This is a genomic window from Kineosporia babensis (assembly GCF_021129305.1).
Lineage (GTDB): Bacteria > Actinomycetota > Actinomycetes > Actinomycetales > Kineosporiaceae > Kineosporia > Kineosporia babensis.
Genome location: NZ_JAJOMB010000004.1, coordinates 329,735 through 346,181 on the forward strand (window position 1 = coordinate 329,735; position 16,447 = coordinate 346,181).

Annotated in this window: 14 protein-coding genes and 1 pseudogene; 4 read left to right on the forward strand and 11 right to left on the reverse strand. The window is 69.2% G+C overall.

Going from position 1 to position 16,447, the window contains the following annotated elements; genetic code table 11:
• Nucleotides 1-26: 26 nt before the first annotated feature.
• Nucleotides 27-1,259, reverse strand: coding sequence for an esterase-like activity of phytase family protein (locus tag LR394_RS10375; protein ID WP_231440483.1), 1,233 nt, complete (start codon nucleotides 1,257-1,259; stop codon nucleotides 27-29).
• Nucleotides 1,260-1,453: 194 nt separating this feature from the next.
• On the opposite strand from LR394_RS10375, the gene LR394_RS10380 reads away from it, so the two are divergent.
• Nucleotides 1,454-2,314, forward strand: coding sequence for a Cof-type HAD-IIB family hydrolase (locus tag LR394_RS10380; RefSeq protein ID WP_231440484.1), 861 nt, complete (start codon nucleotides 1,454-1,456; stop codon nucleotides 2,312-2,314).
• On the opposite strand, the gene LR394_RS10385 is transcribed toward LR394_RS10380, so the two are convergent.
• From LR394_RS10385 to LR394_RS10405, 5 genes are all read right to left on the reverse strand, one after another.
• Nucleotides 2,285-3,319 carry a hypothetical protein gene (locus tag LR394_RS10385; RefSeq protein ID WP_231440485.1) on the reverse strand — a complete coding sequence of 345 codons (1,035 nt, stop codon included), beginning with the start codon at nucleotides 3,317-3,319 and terminating at the stop codon, nucleotides 2,285-2,287. The genes LR394_RS10380 and LR394_RS10385 overlap by 30 nt on opposite strands.
• Nucleotides 3,320-3,399: 80 nt before the next feature.
• Nucleotides 3,400-4,167, reverse strand: coding sequence for a VOC family protein (locus LR394_RS10390; protein ID WP_231440486.1), 768 nt, complete (start codon nucleotides 4,165-4,167; stop codon nucleotides 3,400-3,402).
• Nucleotides 4,168-4,254: 87 nt separating this feature from the next.
• Nucleotides 4,255-4,923 (reverse strand): hypothetical protein, encoded by a 669-nt coding sequence (locus LR394_RS10395; protein ID WP_231440487.1) that lies wholly within the window; start codon nucleotides 4,921-4,923, stop codon nucleotides 4,255-4,257.
• A gap of 144 nt (nucleotides 4,924-5,067) precedes the next feature.
• The gene (locus LR394_RS10400) at nucleotides 5,068-6,870 is read right to left on the reverse strand and encodes a CocE/NonD family hydrolase (protein WP_231440488.1); all 1,803 of its coding nucleotides are present in this window, start codon (nucleotides 6,868-6,870) and stop codon (nucleotides 5,068-5,070) included.
• A 110-nt stretch (nucleotides 6,871-6,980) separates the two neighbouring features.
• The gene (locus tag LR394_RS10405) at nucleotides 6,981-7,985 is read right to left on the reverse strand and encodes a LacI family DNA-binding transcriptional regulator (protein ID WP_231440489.1); all 1,005 of its coding nucleotides are present in this window, start codon (nucleotides 7,983-7,985) and stop codon (nucleotides 6,981-6,983) included.
• 109 nt (nucleotides 7,986-8,094) lie between these two features.
• On the opposite strand from LR394_RS10405, the gene LR394_RS10410 reads away from it, so the two are divergent.
• Complete coding sequence (locus tag LR394_RS10410) at nucleotides 8,095-8,280, forward strand: hypothetical protein (protein WP_231440490.1); 186 nt, start codon at nucleotides 8,095-8,097, stop codon at nucleotides 8,278-8,280.
• Nucleotides 8,281-8,329: 49 nt separating this feature from the next.
• Here the strand turns inward: LR394_RS10410 and LR394_RS10415 are convergent, their stop codons facing one another.
• The 4 genes and pseudogenes from LR394_RS10415 to LR394_RS10430 form a co-directional block, all read right to left on the reverse strand.
• Nucleotides 8,330-9,301 (reverse strand): glycine betaine ABC transporter substrate-binding protein, encoded by a 972-nt coding sequence (locus LR394_RS10415; RefSeq protein WP_231440491.1) that lies wholly within the window; start codon nucleotides 9,299-9,301, stop codon nucleotides 8,330-8,332.
• On the reverse strand, nucleotides 9,302-10,054 hold the full coding sequence (locus tag LR394_RS10420) for an ABC transporter permease (RefSeq protein ID WP_231440492.1): 753 nt from the start codon (nucleotides 10,052-10,054) through the stop codon (nucleotides 9,302-9,304). It abuts the gene before it with no gap.
• Nucleotides 10,055-10,236: 182 nt separating this feature from the next.
• Nucleotides 10,237-11,031: pseudogene (locus tag LR394_RS10425) on the reverse strand (ABC transporter ATP-binding protein); the annotation flags it as partial.
• Nucleotides 11,024-11,671 carry an ABC transporter permease gene (locus LR394_RS10430; RefSeq protein ID WP_231440493.1) on the reverse strand — a complete coding sequence of 216 codons (648 nt, stop codon included), beginning with the start codon at nucleotides 11,669-11,671 and terminating at the stop codon, nucleotides 11,024-11,026. The gene LR394_RS10430 and the pseudogene LR394_RS10425, both read right to left, overlap by 8 nt.
• 557 nt (nucleotides 11,672-12,228) lie before the next feature.
• On the opposite strand from LR394_RS10430, the gene LR394_RS10435 reads away from it, so the two are divergent.
• Entirely contained in the window at nucleotides 12,229-13,374 is a 1,146-nt protein-coding gene (locus LR394_RS10435; RefSeq protein ID WP_231440494.1) for a glycoside hydrolase family 53 protein, read from the forward strand.
• A 12-nt stretch (nucleotides 13,375-13,386) separates the two neighbouring features.
• On the opposite strand, the gene LR394_RS10440 is transcribed toward LR394_RS10435, so the two are convergent.
• A complete protein-coding gene (locus LR394_RS10440) occupies nucleotides 13,387-14,403 on the reverse strand; it encodes a hypothetical protein (protein ID WP_231440495.1) in 1,017 nt (338 codons plus the stop codon).
• Between the two features lie 422 nt (nucleotides 14,404-14,825).
• Between LR394_RS10440 and LR394_RS10445 the strand changes: the two genes are divergently transcribed.
• Nucleotides 14,826-16,421 (forward strand): glycosyltransferase family 39 protein, encoded by a 1,596-nt coding sequence (locus LR394_RS10445; RefSeq protein WP_231440496.1) that lies wholly within the window; start codon nucleotides 14,826-14,828, stop codon nucleotides 16,419-16,421.
• The last annotated feature ends 26 nt before the right edge of the window (nucleotides 16,422-16,447 follow it).

The window sequence follows — 16,447 nt, forward strand, 5'->3', positions numbered from 1 at the left end:
GACCCGCCTTGGCTCAGATGCTGGGTTCAGGGCAGCAGACGCCGGTCCGCGTTCAGCGACTTCGGCAGCTCGATGGTGATCCACTCGTTGTTGTCGGCCTCGGTGGCGCTGCGGCCGGTGGAGAACGGGAAGTTGTTGTCGTTCAGCACGCCGATGGTGTGGTCGTCGAGGATCACCACGTCCTCGATGGTCTGGAACGGGAAGGTGAAGGTCTTGCCGAAACCGCCCACGCCCTTCGGGTTCGCCACGTTCATCAGGTCCACCAGCAGCGTCTTGTCCATCGCGCCGTCGCGGTCACGGTCGCGCTTGTCGGCCAGGTAGATCTTCTTGAACTTAGCGGTCGCACCCTGGCCGTTGTCCCGCTCGATCACCAGGAAACGGTTGCTGTCCACGGCAATCGCGTCACCGATGGCGTTGGCCGGGTCCTCCAGCTGGTACCTGAACTTCTTGCCGGTGTACTTCTCCTTGCGCACGTCGAACTCGCTGAACCGCAGCGAGCCGGCCTTGTCCCCGGTCACCGTGCCCTCCAGCAGCGAGTACAGCAGGCGCCCGTCCGGAGACTGGGCCAGACCCTCGAAACCCTTGCTGCTGCCGAGGTTCGCGGTGGCCCCGGTGCGCTTGGCCGTCTCCGGCGACACCACACCCTCCAGCGCGATCGGGGCCGAGAGCAGTTTGCCGGTGCGGTCGAAGTGCAGCAGGTACGGCCCGAACTCCTCGCCGATCCAGTAGCTGCCGTCCGGGGTGCGCTGGATCGACTCGACGTCGAAGTCCGCCCCGGTCAGCACCCGGTCCTCGCGGGTCAGCTTCCATGGCACCTTGCTGTCCGGGTCGCGCAGATTGATCCCGCCCAGGACGTCCACCTGGTTCTTCGCGAACACCGGGGCAAGGCGGTGGATGCGCAGCAGGAAGTCGCCGGAGTTGGCCTGGTTGCCGTAGCCGTTGTCGGACAGCACGTCGAAGGTGCCGTCACCGTTGTCCACGATGCCCGAGAAACCCTGCACCGGCTGGTCCGCGAACGGCACGTTGAAGCCGTTGGTCTCACCGGTGATCAGCGAACCGGACGGCTCGCTGCCCGGCACGAAGGTCCCGGCCGGCAGCGAGGCCCAGCCGGTGAGCGTGGGCTGCTTCACCGGCTTGCTGTCGGTCTTGCCGGCGGTCTTGCTGTCGGCCTGCGACGCCGCCGCGCCGAGCGCGGTCAGGGACAGCGTGAGGGCCAGCACGCTGGTACCGGTCAAGGCATATCGGACGATTGTTCGCATGCCGCCAGACGCTAGGGAGGGCGGGTGAAGAGCAGAACACCAACGGCGGACGCGTGGACGTGCGCGGGGGTGCCAGAACCTGAACAGCCGGGCCGGTGACGCGGGTCACCTGCCGGTTTGCCCAGGACGGGGTGCCTCTCGCCCGACGGGGAGACCTAGATTGATGACGTCCGTCCCCCGTTGCAAGGAGCGAAGTGTCGAGCCCCGCCGCATTCGTGTCGCCGTTCCCGTTCTCCGACCTCGATGTGCGGATGGTGGTCGCCGACATGGACGGCACCCTGCTCGACGGCAGCGGGCAGATCCCGGACGCCTTCTGGCCCCTGCTGGAGCAGATGCAGGAACGGGGCATCGTCTTCGTACCGGCCAGCGGCCGGCAGTACGCCACCCTGGCCCGGCTCTTCGAGCGGGCTCCGGCCGACACCCCCTTCGTCGCCGAGAACGGCACCTACCTGCTGCGCGAGGGGGCCGAACTGGGCTCCACCACGCTCGGCCGGGCCGTCGTGGTGGACGTCATCCAGCACCTACGTGACCTGACCCGGGCAGAGCTCGACCTCGGCGTGGTGCTGTGCGGCAAACGCTCGGCGTACGTGGAGCGTAAGGACGAGGCGTTCGTCGGCGAGGTGAGCAAGTACTACGCCGCACTGGAGATCGTCGACGACCTGCTGGTCCCGGAGGACGACGTGCTGAAGATCGCGGTGTACGACTTCGGCGACGCCGAGACCGGGGCCGGCCCCCGGCTGGAGGAGTTCGCGCGGACCGAGCAGGTCGTCATCTCCAACCACCACTGGGTGGACGTGATGGCCGCCGGAGCGAACAAGGGCGTGGCCGTCGGGCAGCTGCAGCGCAGCCTCGGCATCACCCGCGACCAGACCGTGGCCTTCGGCGACTACCTCAACGACCTGGAGATGCTGGACGCCGCCACCTGGTCCTTCGCGATGGCCAACGCGCACCCCGAGGTGCTGGCCCGGGCCGCCGCGATCGCTCCCGCCAACACCGAGCAGGGGCTGATCACCACGCTGGAGCAGCTACTGGCCGGAGGCCCCGGAGGGGTCTGAGGCACCGAACTTCGAGCGCAGGAACTCGCCCTGCATGAGCAACTGCTGCTCGAGGTTGCTGCGGGACGGGCGCCGGACCAGGTCGGCGAGCGCGGTCTCGATCGCGCTCAGCTGGTCGGCGACCTCCTGCACGGCGGGCCGTTCGCGCACCAGGGCCTGGGTGTCGCGCATGGTCAGGAACGGCTCGAGGGTGTCCGGCAGGTAGCGCTCGACCGTAGCCTGGACCAGGTGCATGCCCTCGGCCTGCAGTTCGCCCTCGATCAGCCGGACCAGCAGGTCGTCCAGGTGGGCGTCGATCGCCTCCAGAGCGCTCAGCCCGCGCTGGTCCAGCCGGCCGGAGCTCCGGGCTCGCTGCAGCAGCGCGCGCCGGTCCCGGTCCAGACCGGGCACCTGCTGCGCTGCTCCGCTGCCGACCAGGTCGGCCTGGGTTAGGGCCTCGGCGATTGCCCCGATCCGCTCGCGGCCCATCCGGCGGGTGCGGGCGCCGAGCACCACCGAGGCGGTGACCACGCCCGCCACCAGGCCGAGCAGAGCGGCGGCGAGTGGGCCGGTGATCAGCAGGAACACGCCGATCCAGCCGGCCAGGGCACCTACCGGGACGAGCACGTGCCAGGCCAGGTCCGGTCCGGCCAGCCGGGCCGCCGAGGCGTTGGCCAGGCTCTGCAGAGCGTCCTGGTAGGCGGTGGAACGCTGGGTCAGGCAGCGGGCCTGGACCACCGGCAGGCGCGGGGTGAGCAGTTCGACATCGGTCCGGGTGCGGGCCAGATCACGCCGGACCCGCCGGGCCCCGGAGGCCGACACGGCTCCCCGGACCGCCATCTGGGCCACCCGCTCGCGAGTACCGTCCAGCCGGGTCTCGACCGCGCGGGCCGCGCCGTCGGGGTCGGCGGCCATCAGCGGTCCGGCCACGGTGCGATAGGCCCGTTCGGACACAGCGGGCGCCCGGTCGTACACGACGTCGACCGCACCATCCAGCAGACGGCCCGCCCGTCTCGCCCCCGGCACCGCCATCGAACCTCCCCTTGTGCGCATCCCTGTGCAGTATCCGCCTAACCCAACGCACTGGTCGAGGTGAACGTGCCCACTCAAGGCTCCCGAACGTCCATAGGTCCTGATAACCACTCGGCCAGCAACGCAGGATCCGCCACCGCCGCCCGGGCACCCTCTCGCTCGGCCTCGGACAGCTCCAGTCCGCGCAGCCGGGTGCCGTGCTCAGCCACCGCATCGGTCTTCCCGAGCGCGGTGCAGACCTCGATCAACCCGGCCAGAGCCACCGCGATCTCACCGACGGACGCCCCCTGCGAGTGCCGCTTCAGGCCCGACTGCAGCGCCCGGGCGGCCGCGAGGTCGTCGTTCTTGAACTCGCGCAGGATCCGGGCGTTGTCGATGGCCCGGGCCAGCCCGGTGAGGTCCTTCGCGCCGCCGTACTCCAGCTCCAGCGGCTCGTCCCGGCCGATCACGATGATCGAGTTGCCGTTCGGGTCCATGATCGTGAATCGCGAGGCCCCGGGCCGGAACCGGGTCATCCGGGGCAGTCCTTTGGCCAGCAGCCTGCCGTGCGCCGCGCGCATCGCGGCGGCGAAAGCGGCGTGGTAGGCGGCGACATCGTCCACCATCACCAGGCAGCCGCCGCTGTTCTCCTCGGCCGGTCTCACCCCGGCCGCGGCGGTGCCGTAGTGCAGGTCGATACCGCTCCAGCGAAAGGCCAGGTACAGATAGGGTTTGCGCTGCCGGTAGGTCACCGCGAACCCGAGCGACTCCCAGAAGGCCAGGGTCGTGTCGGCGTCCACGCACGGCAGCAGCGGCACGATGCTCTCGTTGGCGATGATTCCCCGGTTCTCGTCGGTGGTCATGAACTCAGGGTGCCGCTTCTCGCCGCCGGGCGCCTATGAACGCACGGACGGGCCGGGAGGAGTTCCCGGCCCGTCCGGGCTCACGAATCAGGCGTTGACCCGGAACTTCGTGGACTTGGTGTCGCTGTACTCCAGGCCGTTGCTGCCCAGGGTGATGCTGCCGCTGCCCTCGCGGCTGATCACGTAGCCCGCGCCGGACTTGACGATCTTGAACGCCTGCGTCTTCTTGCTGGTGTCGCACTCCCCGGCCACGATCGGCGAGGGGCTGATCTCGTCGGCGTCGGGCGCCCGCCAGCACAGCGGGTCGTTCTCGCCGGAGCTGTCGGTGCCCTTGACCTGGTAGAGGTCACCACCCAGGGACTTGAAGGTGAACAGCTGCCGGCCGCTGTCGTCGTCGGTCATCGACAGGCCCTCGTCCTCCAGGGTCAGGCCGCCCTCGAAACCGTCCACCGGCACGATGGTCGCGCCCTTGCCGCTGGAGGGCAGGCCCGGGTCGCCCGCGGCGGGCTCGGTGGTCTCTTCGGGGGCCGGCGCCTTGGTGGTCTCGGCCGTGCCCGGCTCCTCGGTGGTGTTCGAGGCTTCGGTCGCTTCGGTGGACTCCGGCGCTTCGGTGGTGGAAGTGGTGGCGCTGGAGGGGGTCACCTTGGTGACCGTGCCCTCGATCGCGCGCTCGTCCGAGTCGGATCCGCAGGCCGAGGTGACCAGCGCACCGATGACGAGGATCCCCGCCGCGGTAACTCCCCTGAGCCGTGCCATGGTTCCAACTCCTTCTCCGTGGTCGCCGCGGTCTCCTCGACCGCCGTACAGAGAGTGAGATGCGGGCCGGGCGGATTTGGGTCGGAAGAATCTTGGTGACGCCGGTCATACCGGGTGGGGCTCCAGGCCCCACCCGGTATGCGATCAGCTGCTGGTGCGCGGGCCGAGCGGGAAGGTGCCCGCGCCGACCTCGGTCAGAGTGCGGGTGTACTGCCGCAGGTAGGTGTCCAGGAACGGCGAGCGGTCGCCCTGCGCGGCCTTGTCGCCCTTGGGGTTCTGCAGCTCCAGGTCCAGCTGGGCCTTGGTCACCCGAATCGTGTTGCCACTGGGCACGTCCCGCCAGCTGCCGCTGCCGATCGTGCCGATCTGGACGCCGAGCTGGTGGTCCTTCTCGAAGGTCCAGTCGGTGGACTTCAGGTCGAAGCTGACCTTGCCCTTCTTCGTGATCAGCGCGACGTTCTCGTCGAACATCACCGCGGTACCGTCCGGCGCGACGTCCCACAGTTTCACCATCACGTTGCCGGTGGCCCCGGCGTTGAACGTGATTCCCGGGGTCGCGGTGATCCGGGTGCGCTGGGTGGCCGGTTTGGACCAGCTGAAGTAGCTGTTCGTGGTGGCGGCCAGCTCAGTGGCGGTGCGGGCGGCGGACGGCGCCGGGTCGGTGTAGTTCTCCATGTCGAAGCCCTCGTCCCCGGGCGCCGAGCGGGCCGCCAGCGTCGTCGCGGCGCCGTTGTCGAGGTACTCGCCGTTGGGCAGGCTCGCCGAGAGGGTGGAGGTGTTCTTCGGCCAGGTCGACTGCTCACGCCACTGCCCGGTGTTGTCCTCGACCAGGTAGGCCGGGTCCTTGACGGCCGGCTTGACGCCCTTCAGGTGCTGGTCGTAGAAGCGCATCACCTCGTCGAAGAACCCGGCGCGGCCCATCAGCAGCTGCCCGGCGCTGTTGGTCTCGTTGCCGCGCACGTGTTCCCACTGCCCGACCCAGCCGCGCTCGATGCCCTGGTGGTTGTCCAGGAAGAGCTCCATCTCCTCGGGCTTGGTGTTGTTCTCGATGAAGCCCTGGGTGACGAACAGCGGCGTGTTCGTGCCCTTCGCGTCCTTCGCCAGGTCGCGCTCGCGCCAGTACGCCGACTCCGGATCAGGGTTGTTGTTGTTCGTCAGGTTGTCGGCCGTGCACTCCGGATGTGCCTGTTCGTAGCGGGCGTTGGCCTTGTACCGGTCGGTGTCGTCGGCCAGCGGCGCCATCGTGACGATCGAGTTGTAGGCGTTGGGCGTACCGGTCACGTTCGGCCGCGGCACCCCGTTGCTGAACAGGTACGGATACATGTCCCACAGCGGCTCCTGCGCCACGACCGCCTTCAGCGCGGGCAGTTTCAGGTTGTTCCCGGCCAGTCCGGTGACCGCGTCGTAGGACTTGCCGTACATCCCGACCTTGCCGGTCGACCAGGGCTGCTTGGCCGCCCACTGCACCGCGGCCTTGATGTCGGCCTGCTCGCCGTCGCCCATCCAGTCCAGGCAGCCGGTGCTGCCGCCGAATCCGCGCAGGTCGACCATGACGTAGGTGTAGCCCTTGGCGAAAATGTCGGCGCCGCTGGTGAAGTCCTCGAAGCGGGCGGAGGGGCCGGTCTGGGTGAAACCCTCGGGACCGGTCTGGCCGGCATGGCTGAAGTACGGCCCGACCGCCAGGATCACCGGCGTCTTCGCCTTGGCCGACAGGCCTTCCGGGCGCAGGACGTCGGCGTGCAGTTCGACGCCGCTGCCGTCGGAGGAGGGGAAGTACTCCTCGGTCCAGACGGCCCCCTCGGGGACCCGGGGGTTCTCCGCGTGCGTCACCCCGTCCGGGGGCGCCGCCGTGGTGGCGCTGGCCGTGGCCGTGCTGCTCAGGCCGAGCGATGCAATGGCGACCAGCGCGCCGATGGTCGCGACGGTCGTCCGTTTGCGTGAGTTCACCGAACCTCCAGGAGCGATGACATGAACACGTTCCGCGAGCTGACACCGTAACGTGCAGATGTACCTTTTGACCTTTTTGTGGGACATCTCGCTTTGGGACGGACCTGGGCTCAGGCCGAGGAACGCACCAGCAGGTCGGTGGTCAGCATCGCGATCGGCGGCTTCTCGCCGGCCAGCAGAACTTCGGCCTGGGACACCGCGAGCTCGCCCATCCGGTACTTGTCGATGTTGATCGTGGTCAGCGGCGGGTCGAGGTTGTCGCCGAAGCTCAGGCCGTCGAAGCCGACCAGCGCGAGGTCGCCGGGGATACTCAGGCCGAGGCTGCGGGCGGAGCGATAGACGCCCATGGCCACGATGTCGTTGAAGGCCAGGACCGCGGTGACGTCCGGGTCGCACTTCAGCAGCCGGGACAGTCCCTGCGCACCGCCGTCCTGGGACTGATCGGCATCGGTCACGACCGGCTCCGGAAGACCTTGGGCGGCAGCAACTTCCCGCAGGACGTCGAGCCGCACCGGGTAGTCCGCGCCCGGGCAGTCGACCATGCCGATCCGTCGATGACCGTGAGCGATCAGGCGCTCGACGGCAGCCTGGATCCCGGGACGCGGGTCGATCTCGACCGCGGCGAAGACGGGGTGATCGGGCCGGCCGTGCATGACGACCAGCGGCACGCCCTCCACCGCAGCGGCGACGGCTTCGTCCGGCTGCGACAAGTAGCCGATCAGCGCGTCGACCTGCCCGGCCAGTGAGCGCAGCAACTCCAGTTCCTTCGACGGGCTCTTCTGGGTAGTACTGATCAGCACCGTCCAGGAGCGCTGCTCGGCGGCACTGATCACGCCGGCGATCAGTTCGGGGAAGAACGGGTTCAGAATGTCGTCGACGATCAGGCCGATGGTGGTCGTGGCGGGCCGGACCAGGCCACGGGCGAAACGCGAGGGCCGGTACTTCAGCTGCTGGGCCACCTCGAGAACCCGGCGCCGGGTCTCCGGATCGATTTCGCCCTTGTCGTTGATCGCCCGGGAGACGGTCTGGTGCGAGACCCCGGCGAGGCGGGCCACATCGCGCAGGGTGGGCCGCTGCGGGCTCGCGCGCCGGGCGCCTGGTTTCTCGTTCTCCACGGTCCGGCCAGTCTAGACGGCCTCTTGCGGACCTTGTGGTTATCCCCTATCTGTCCGCGCACATGCCTGTTACCGTTCACGTTAACGGTAACGGGAGATGGAGCGGGCCATGGACTGGGCAGCTTTGGTGATCAGCCGGGAACGAGCACTACGGGAGAACAGGTCGGCGCTGCCGGACGCCGAGGTGCGGCCGGAGCGGGCTGGAAGGAAGTTTCGGCCCTTCGCCTGGAGCGCCCGGCGGCTGCGCCGGTTCCGGGCCGGGAGTGGTGCCGAAGGCGACCACGCAAACGACTGAGGACGCCGGCGGCCGAAGCCACCAGCGTCCCCAGACGACTTGTCGCTCGTCAGCCGGCGGCGACGAAGCCCTTCTCGGTCAGCCAGTCGGTGGCCACCTGCTCCGGGGTCTCGCCGTCGGCGTCGACCTTTCCGTTTAGCGACTGCAGGGTGGCGTCGTCCAGTGCCTCGGCGATCGGCTTGAGAACCTCACGCAGTTCCGGCTTCTCGGCCAGCACCTCGTCCCGGACCGTCACGGCCGGGTTGTACGGGGTGAAGAACTGCTGGTCGTCCTCGAGCTGCACCAGGTCGAGGGCGGCGATCCGGCCGTCGGTGGCGAAGACCGTGCCGAAGGCACACGGGTCGCCCTTGGCCACCGAGTCGTAGACCACGCCGGCGGCCACCTCGGAGCGGTTCTTGGAGGGCAGCTCGAAGCCGTAGGCCTCCTGCACGCCCGGCCAGCCGTCGTCGCGGGCCAGGAACTCGGCGGCTGCGCAGTACGAGGCGGCGGCCGGGTCCTTCTTCGCCAGCGCGGCGTACTCGGAAATGGTCGTGACACCGAGCTTCTCGGCGTTCTCGCGGTTGGTCGCGATCGCGTAGGTGTTGTTGGCCGGTGAGGGGTCGAGCCAGGTGATCTGGTTCTCGGCCTGGTCCCGCTCGGCCACCGCCTGGTACAGCTCGGCCGGGTCGGCCAGCGGCTCGGTCTCGCCCAGGTGGGTGATCCAGCCGGTACCGGTGTACTCCCAGTACAGGTCGATCTGGTCGCTGGTCAGCGCCGAGCGGACGGTGCTGGAACCGGACATCCCGCACTTGCGCTCGACCTCGGCGCCGACCGACTGCAGGGCCTGCGCGGTGAGCTCGCACAGCACGAGCTGCTCGGTGAACTCCTTGCCACCCACGGCCACGCTCAGACCCTCGAGCGTGTCGGCCGCGCCCAGGGAGCCGGAGCTGACCTCGGTCGCGGGCTGCTGGTCACCCAGCGAGCAGCCGGTCATCAGCAGGGTCGCGGCACCCAGGGCCGCCACCATTCGGGTCTTCTTCATTCAGATTCCTTTCGGGCTCAGTGCGCGCTCTGCGGTCCCGGCCAGCCAGTCGACGAGCAGGGCCAGAGCGATGGTCAAAGCGCAGCCGACGGCCAGGACGGGCATCCGGTTGGTCGCGATGCCGCCCTCGATCAGGTCTCCCAGACCGCCGGCGTTGGTGAAGGTGGCGAGCGTGGCCACGCCCACGTTGAGGATCAGGGCCACCCGGATCCCGGCGAGCATCACCGGCACGGCCAGCGGCAGCTCCACCTTCCACAGCAGCCGGGCCGGGCTCATCCCCATGCCGCGGGCCGCGTCGATCACGGCCGGATCGACCTGCTGCAGGCCGACGATGGTGTTGCGCAGGATCGGCAGCAGGGCGTAGGCCACGAGCGCGACCACCGCCATCCGGAAGCCCACGCCGACCGCGATCGCCAGCAGCACCAGGATCCCGACCGAGGGGACGGCCTGCCCCGCGTTGGCCACGAGCAGCACCGGCGGCCGCACGAAACGGGCCCAGCGGCGGCTCAGGACGATCCCCAGCGGTACCCCCAGGGCGATCACCACGGCGGTGGAGACCAGCACCAGACGGACGTGCTGCCAGGTCTTCTCGACAATGTTGGACGCTTCGAGCGCGCGGCTCTCGATCGAGTCGAGTTCGGCGCCGGCGATGTACCCGGCCACCGCCGCCACCAGCAGCACCACGATCAGCGGCAGGATCCAGCGGGAGCCCGCCTTCGGCTCCTCGGCCTGGTTCACCGCGACCATGCTCATGCCGGGTCCTGCCGGTCACCGGTGCTGGCGAACAGCAGGTCCTGGGCCAGCACCCGCTTGCCGCCGACCTCGAGGATCTGCCGGTTCTGGGTGAGCATCCGGTCGAGCACGGCCGAGACCGGTTCCTCCGGCTGGGCGCTCAGTGCCTCGCCCGGCCGGTCGGTGGCCGGGGCGCGCCCGGCGACCTCGCCGACGGTGACCACCGAGAGCAGGCGGATGGCCGCGCGCTCGCCGATGAACGAGCGCACGAAGTCGTCGGCCGGGCGGCTGAGGATCTCGCGGGGCGTGTCGAACTGGGCCAGCCGGGAGCCCTCGGCGAAGATCGCGATCCGGTCCCCCAGCTTCAGCGCCTCGTCGATGTCGTGGGTGACGAAGACGATGGTCTTGCGGATGCGTTCCTGCAGGGCCAGGAACTCGTCCTGCAGGCGGTCCCGGGCGATCGGGTCGATCGCCCCGAACGGCTCGTCCATCAGCATCAGCGGCGGGTCGGCGGCCAGCGCCCGGGCCACCCCGACGCGCTGCTGCTGCCCGCCGGAGAGCTGCTTGGGGTAACGGGCACGGAAGGTGCCCGGCTCCAGGCCGACCAGGTCCAGCAGCTCGTCCACCCGGGCCGCGGTGCGGCGCTTGTCCCAGCCGAGCATCTCCGGCACCAGCGAGATGTTGCGCGCCACGCTCATGTGCGGCATCAGCCCGACCTGTTGGATCACGTAGCCGATGTGCCGGCGCAGCTCGTCCGGGTCGGTGTGGGTGACGTCCCGGCCGTCGATCCAGATCTGCCCGGCGGTGGGCTCGATCAGCCGGTTGATCATCCGCAGCATGGTGGTCTTGCCGCAGCCGGAGGGGCCGACGAAGACCACGAACTCACCGCGCCGGATCTCCATCGACAGCGGCCGGACGGCGTCGGCCGGGGTGTTCGGGTAGCGCTTGGTGACCTCGACCAGGCGGATCATGCTCTCGGTCGCGACGGAGTCAGACATGGAGACCTTTCGAGGTGGTGAGCTTGCCGATGGCGACGAAGATCAGGTCGAGCACGGCGGCCACGACCGCGATCGCCACCACCCCGCTCAGGGCCTCGTTGAGGGCGTTGGCCCCGCCGATCCGGGAGAGCCCGCGGAAGATCAGCTCGCCCAGGCCCGGGCCGTTGACCGCGGCGCCGATCGCCGCGGTGGCCACCACCATGATCGTGGCCACCCGAAACCCGTTGAGAATGACCGGCCAGGCCAGCGGCAGCCGGACCAGGAACAGCCGCCGGGTGGCGCTCATGCCCATCCCCCGGGCGGCGTCGATCACGCTGGGGTCGACCCCCTCCAGGCCGGTCACCGTGTTGCGGGCGATCGGGAACACGGCGTAGACGGTCAGCGCCAGGATGGTGGGCAGCACCCCCAGGCCGAAGACCGGGATCAGCAGGGCGAAGAGGGCGAAGGAGGGGATGGTCAGCAACGTTCCGGTGAACGAGAGCAGGGCGGCGCGCACCCGGGGCAGGCGCTCGGTGGCCGCGACGAGCCCCAGGCTCACCACGCCGGCGCACAGCACCGCGATCAGGACGAGCTGGAGATGCTGCATCCCGAGGAACGAGATGCGCTCCCAGTGCTGCGAGACGTAACTGAAGAAATCCATCAGCTTCCTTCGGACAGGGCGGAACCAGGATCCGAGGCACCCGGATCTGGCGTTACTGAAACGTGACGGTCGACGTCGGATTTCGCCTCACCCGCGCCGGTGCGCGAACTCTGACGACGCCCGTGCCGTCACGGACAGCAGCGAACCGGTAGCAGAGCCGGTCTTCGCCGCGGCGGGCTACGATGTGACCTGCGCCTCAAGCACTCCCACGCGCCGGTGGACGGGAGTCGGTGAATCGGCGCGCGAAGGACGCTTTTTCGGGACTAGCAGTGCAGAGCCTCCCGATCTGCGGCCGCCCGGGCCGACTTCCCAGGGTCACCGCGGCGGCCGATCGGCCGCTCCGGGCGCCGGTGGAAATCATTCACGCAACGGAGCCTACCCAGTTTCGTCACCGTGACGAGGAAACAGAAGCATCTCATCACTGCGGGTAATCGCCCGGATTGCGCCATCCGGGGCCCGATAACCGACAAACGCCAACACTCTTGACATTCCGGTCCGGCCCGCATGAACTGTGGGCGCTCCCCCATGCCCCGTGCAACCGCCCCCGGAGGTCGTCGATGCCCTCTCCCTTGTCCCGCCGCTCCGTCTTCGCCGCCGCAGCCGGCGGCCTGGTCCTGAGCGGGACCGGAACGCTGTCCGCGCAGGCTCAGGGAAAGAGGCAGGGCCTGAGCGTGCGCGGGGCCGACCTGTCGTTCCTGCTGCAACTCGAGGAAGCGGGGGTCCGCTACCGCGACCGACAGGGCCGGACCGGCACCGCGGAGAAGATTCTCGCCGCCGCCGGGGCCAACTATCAGCGCATCCGGGTGTGGGTCGATCCGCCGGAGGGCTACACCGACCGCGAGCGCGCCCTCGCCCTGGGCCGGCGAGCCAAGCGGGCCGGGCTGAAAATCGTCCTCGATCCGCACTATTGCGACTTCTGGGCCGACCCCGGCAAGCATCCGATCCCGGCCGGGTGGCCCACCGAGCTACCGGCCCTGGCCGAGAAGGTGCGCACCTACACCCGGGACCTGATCCGGGCGTTCGCGGCCCAGGGCACCCCGGTGGACATCTTTCAGATGGGTAACGAGATCACCGCCGGGATCCTCTGGCCGGTCGGGCAGCTCTACCCGGCCGAAGGCCCGCAGCGCTGGAGCGAGTTCGCCACCCTGCTCAAGGCCGGGATCACCGGTGCCCGTCAGGGTTCCGCCGGGCGGCCGCTGCCGGTGATGCTGCACATCGATCGCGGCGGCAAGCTGGAGGACACCCGCTGGTTCTTCGACAACATCACCGAGCTGGACGTGCCTTTCGACATCATCGGCCAGTCGTACTACCCGATGTGGCACGGTTCGCTGGCCGATCTCGAGGCCAACCTGAGGGATTCGGTGAGCCGCTACCGAAAGCCGGTGCTGGTGGCCGAGACCAGCTACCCCTGGACGCTGGAGGACGGCGACGGCTACGAGAACCTGATCACCGACGACTCGGCGCTGCCGGACGTGGGCCGCTTTCCGGCCACCGAGGCGGGCCAGGCCGGTTACTACGAAGCGCTGCGCAAGGTGCTGGCCGGGATCCCGGGCGGCCGGGGACTGGGATTCCTGGCCTGGGAACCGGCGTGGATCCCGGGGGTGGGCTGGGAGCCCGGCGCGGGGGCACCCAACGACAACCTCACCCAGTTCGACTTCACCGGCCGCGCCCTGGCCTCGATCCGCGCCTACCGACGTCCCTGATCGGTTCAGCCATCAGCCCATCTCGGCGAGGATGCCCGCGACGTCGACCGCAACGGCGTCCTTGGGCGCCTGGACGGTGTTGGCCTGCTGGTCGATCTTCACGTCGAGCGCCAGGTTCGCCCCCTCGACCGGCTGGTCCAGGAACTGCACCAGGTCCAGGTTGACCCCGCTCAGCTTGCCGTCCTGGAGGAACACGTCCACGGTGACGTCCCGGTCGGGCAGCGCCTCGATCTCCTGCTTGATCGCGTCGCTCTCACCGTCACCGGCCAGCGCCACCAGGTCGTCCTGCACAGCCTGGGCGATCTGCTTGGCCGGGGCGCTCACCCGGTAACCGCCGTCGATCGCGGTGACCTCGGTCTCCTGCTCGAACGAGGCCTGCAGGGACTGCATCAGGGCGTAGCCCCGCTCCAGGTCCGGTTCGGAGCCGAGCAGCTCGTCCAGGTCGTTCGTCTGCAGGGCCTTCTCGGCCTCGGCCAGGTCGATCGAGATCCACTGGTGCTCCAGCAGGGCGTTGGCCGGGTCGGCGAGCAGCGGGTCGGCGCCTTCGAAGGCCCCGCGCAGGTCGTCCGTGCTCGAGTCGAACTGCTGGGCGATCCAATCTGCGTCCAGCTTCAGGTAGAAGTCGTCGTCAACCCCCACCAGATCGACCAGCGAGGCCTCCTTGAGCTGCACCGACACCTGGTAGGAGCTCGGGCCCTCGGCCAGCGTCTCACCGTCGGCGGCGCTGAAGCTGGACAGGATCCGGCCGTCCAGCGCGGCCACGGCCAGGTCGAGGTCGGCCTGGTTCATCTGCTCGGCCTTCGGCTGCGCGGCGTTCACCTTCTCCAGATCCGCCCGCGAGCTGTCCAGCTTCACCTCCAGGCCGACCCCCTGGGACTGCGACATCGAGTCGAAGGCCTCGAGCAGCGCCGACTTCGGCCCACCGCTGCCGGTGGTGGCCGGGGCCGCCTCGCTCCCGCAGCCGGCGACCACCGTGGTGGCCAGCAACCCGAAACCGGCGAACAGCGTGAGTCCAGTGCGCTTCATCATGGTCGTTTCCTGCCTCTGGTAGCGATTTTCCGTGTGCCAGAAGGCTATGAAGCGAGTCACGGGCGGCGCGTCGCCCCGAAGTCGCAGAACCGCTACTCATCCGAAAGTTGCAAGCACGCTCCGGATTCACGGCGCACCGGCGGTAACCGCACCCGAACCGCCCCCGCACCGCACCGCGATCGGTGCGTCGGGCGTCTCCAATTCGGTCTTTGATCTGAGCCTTACCACAACGACAGGGGTTTCATCCGCGAAAAGGTCAAATTGCCCTTAAGGCTCCTTAAGTTTTATGGTGCGCCGTGGCCTCTACAGCAACAAAAGCCCCGGAGTGCTCCAGATCACCCGAACCTGGAGACCGGCCGCGGATCGGCGCCCGGCACAGTTCCGGATCGGAACGAGCCGGATTCGCCGGACACTGGATCGAATTGGCCCTCGGACAGCGGGGTCTCGGCCTGATCAGCGGCCTGCTGGCCACCGCGTTCCTCGGCTGGGGCCTGGCCCGCACCGCGTTCTGGCTCGACGAGGGCGCGACTGTGGTTGCCACGCAGCGCAGCTGGGACGATCTCTGGACGCTCAAGGACGGCCCCGAAGCACCCCTCCTGCCGTACTACGTCCTGCTGAAGCTCTTCCGCAGCGCCGCCCGTGCGCTGGCGCCTTTCCTGTCCGACCATCCCGAGTTGCTGCTGCGCCTGCCCTCGGCCGTCGTCACCGTGCTCGCGGTCTGGATCCTGGCCGCCTGGCTGAGCCGGCTGACCTCGGCCCACCTCACCGTGACCACTTCGGTGATGCTGCTTCTGATCAGCGGGTTCTCGCGGTACGGCCAGGAGGCCCGGCCCTACGCGCTGGTGGCCTTCCTGGCGGTGGTCGCGACTGTGGTGTGGCACACCATGACCACCGATTCCCGCTGGCGCTGGAGTGTGCTGTACGCGTTCACCGTGAGTGCGATGATCGTGATGCACACGCTGAGCGCCCCTCTCGTCGGCGCGCACCTGCTGGCCTCGGTGATCTGCCTCAGCGGCCAGGGCCGTTGGCCCGTGTTCTGGCGCACAGCAGTCGCCGGGACCGTGGGTGCCCTGCTCGCCTCACCCCTGGCCCTGCTGTCCTCCAGCAACGGCACCGGGCCGACCACGGTCTACGACAACATCACGCCACGCTACGTGCTCTACATCTTCACCCGGCTGTTCACCGAGAATCCCACACCCCTGCTCGGTATCGGCCCGGTGATCCTGCTCGCCCTGATCGGCCTGGTGCAGGTGCGCGCCGGGCAGTACCAGTTCGTCGCCCGCCTGGCCGCCGGCTGGGCCCTGGTCCCGCTGGTGGCGATGATCCCGGTGCTGATCGTGTACCCCAACCTGCTGCTCGGCCGGTACGTGGTCTTCGTGCTGCCGGCCTGGGCGATCCTGGCCGGGCTCGGGGTCACGTTCCTGGCCGATGCCGTGTCCCGGCGGGTGAGCCAGCGCCAGGTCGTGGCGGCAACCGTTGCGGTGGCCCTGATCCTGGGTACCGCAGTGCTGCAGTTCGAGTCGCTGAACAAGATCCGGCAGTCGGCCGGGCACGGTGAGGACATCCGGCCGGCCCTGGAGATCGCGCAACGGCCGGAGTACCGCAAGCTCGGGATCGTGGTCTCCACCCGGTTCGGCTCGGTGATGGTCGGGGCCTACGACCGCGAGCAGGAGGACCGGCTGGTCTCCCAGCGGATGCAGCGGGACCAGAACGTGATCTGGCCGGCGGCGGTACCGCAGAAGGAGGCCGGGCGTTCGCTGCGCGGCAAACAGCGGGTGATCCTGCTGCAGCGGGCCCGGCCCGAGGAAGGTTGCTCGCAGGTGGTCCAGCCGGTCACCCCGGCCGAGATCGAGTACTGCAAGCCGCCGCTGCTGAAACGCCTGAACTTCCAGGTGGAGCAGATCGTGTCGGCCGAGGGCGGCTGGGTGTTCGCGGTGATGAAACGCCAGCGGGTCGAACTGGCGCCGCTGGGGCAGCCGCGGCGGAACCCGATTCCCGCGGCCATCGCGGCCCGGTAGAACCGGACTTCGTGCAAAGCTTCCCG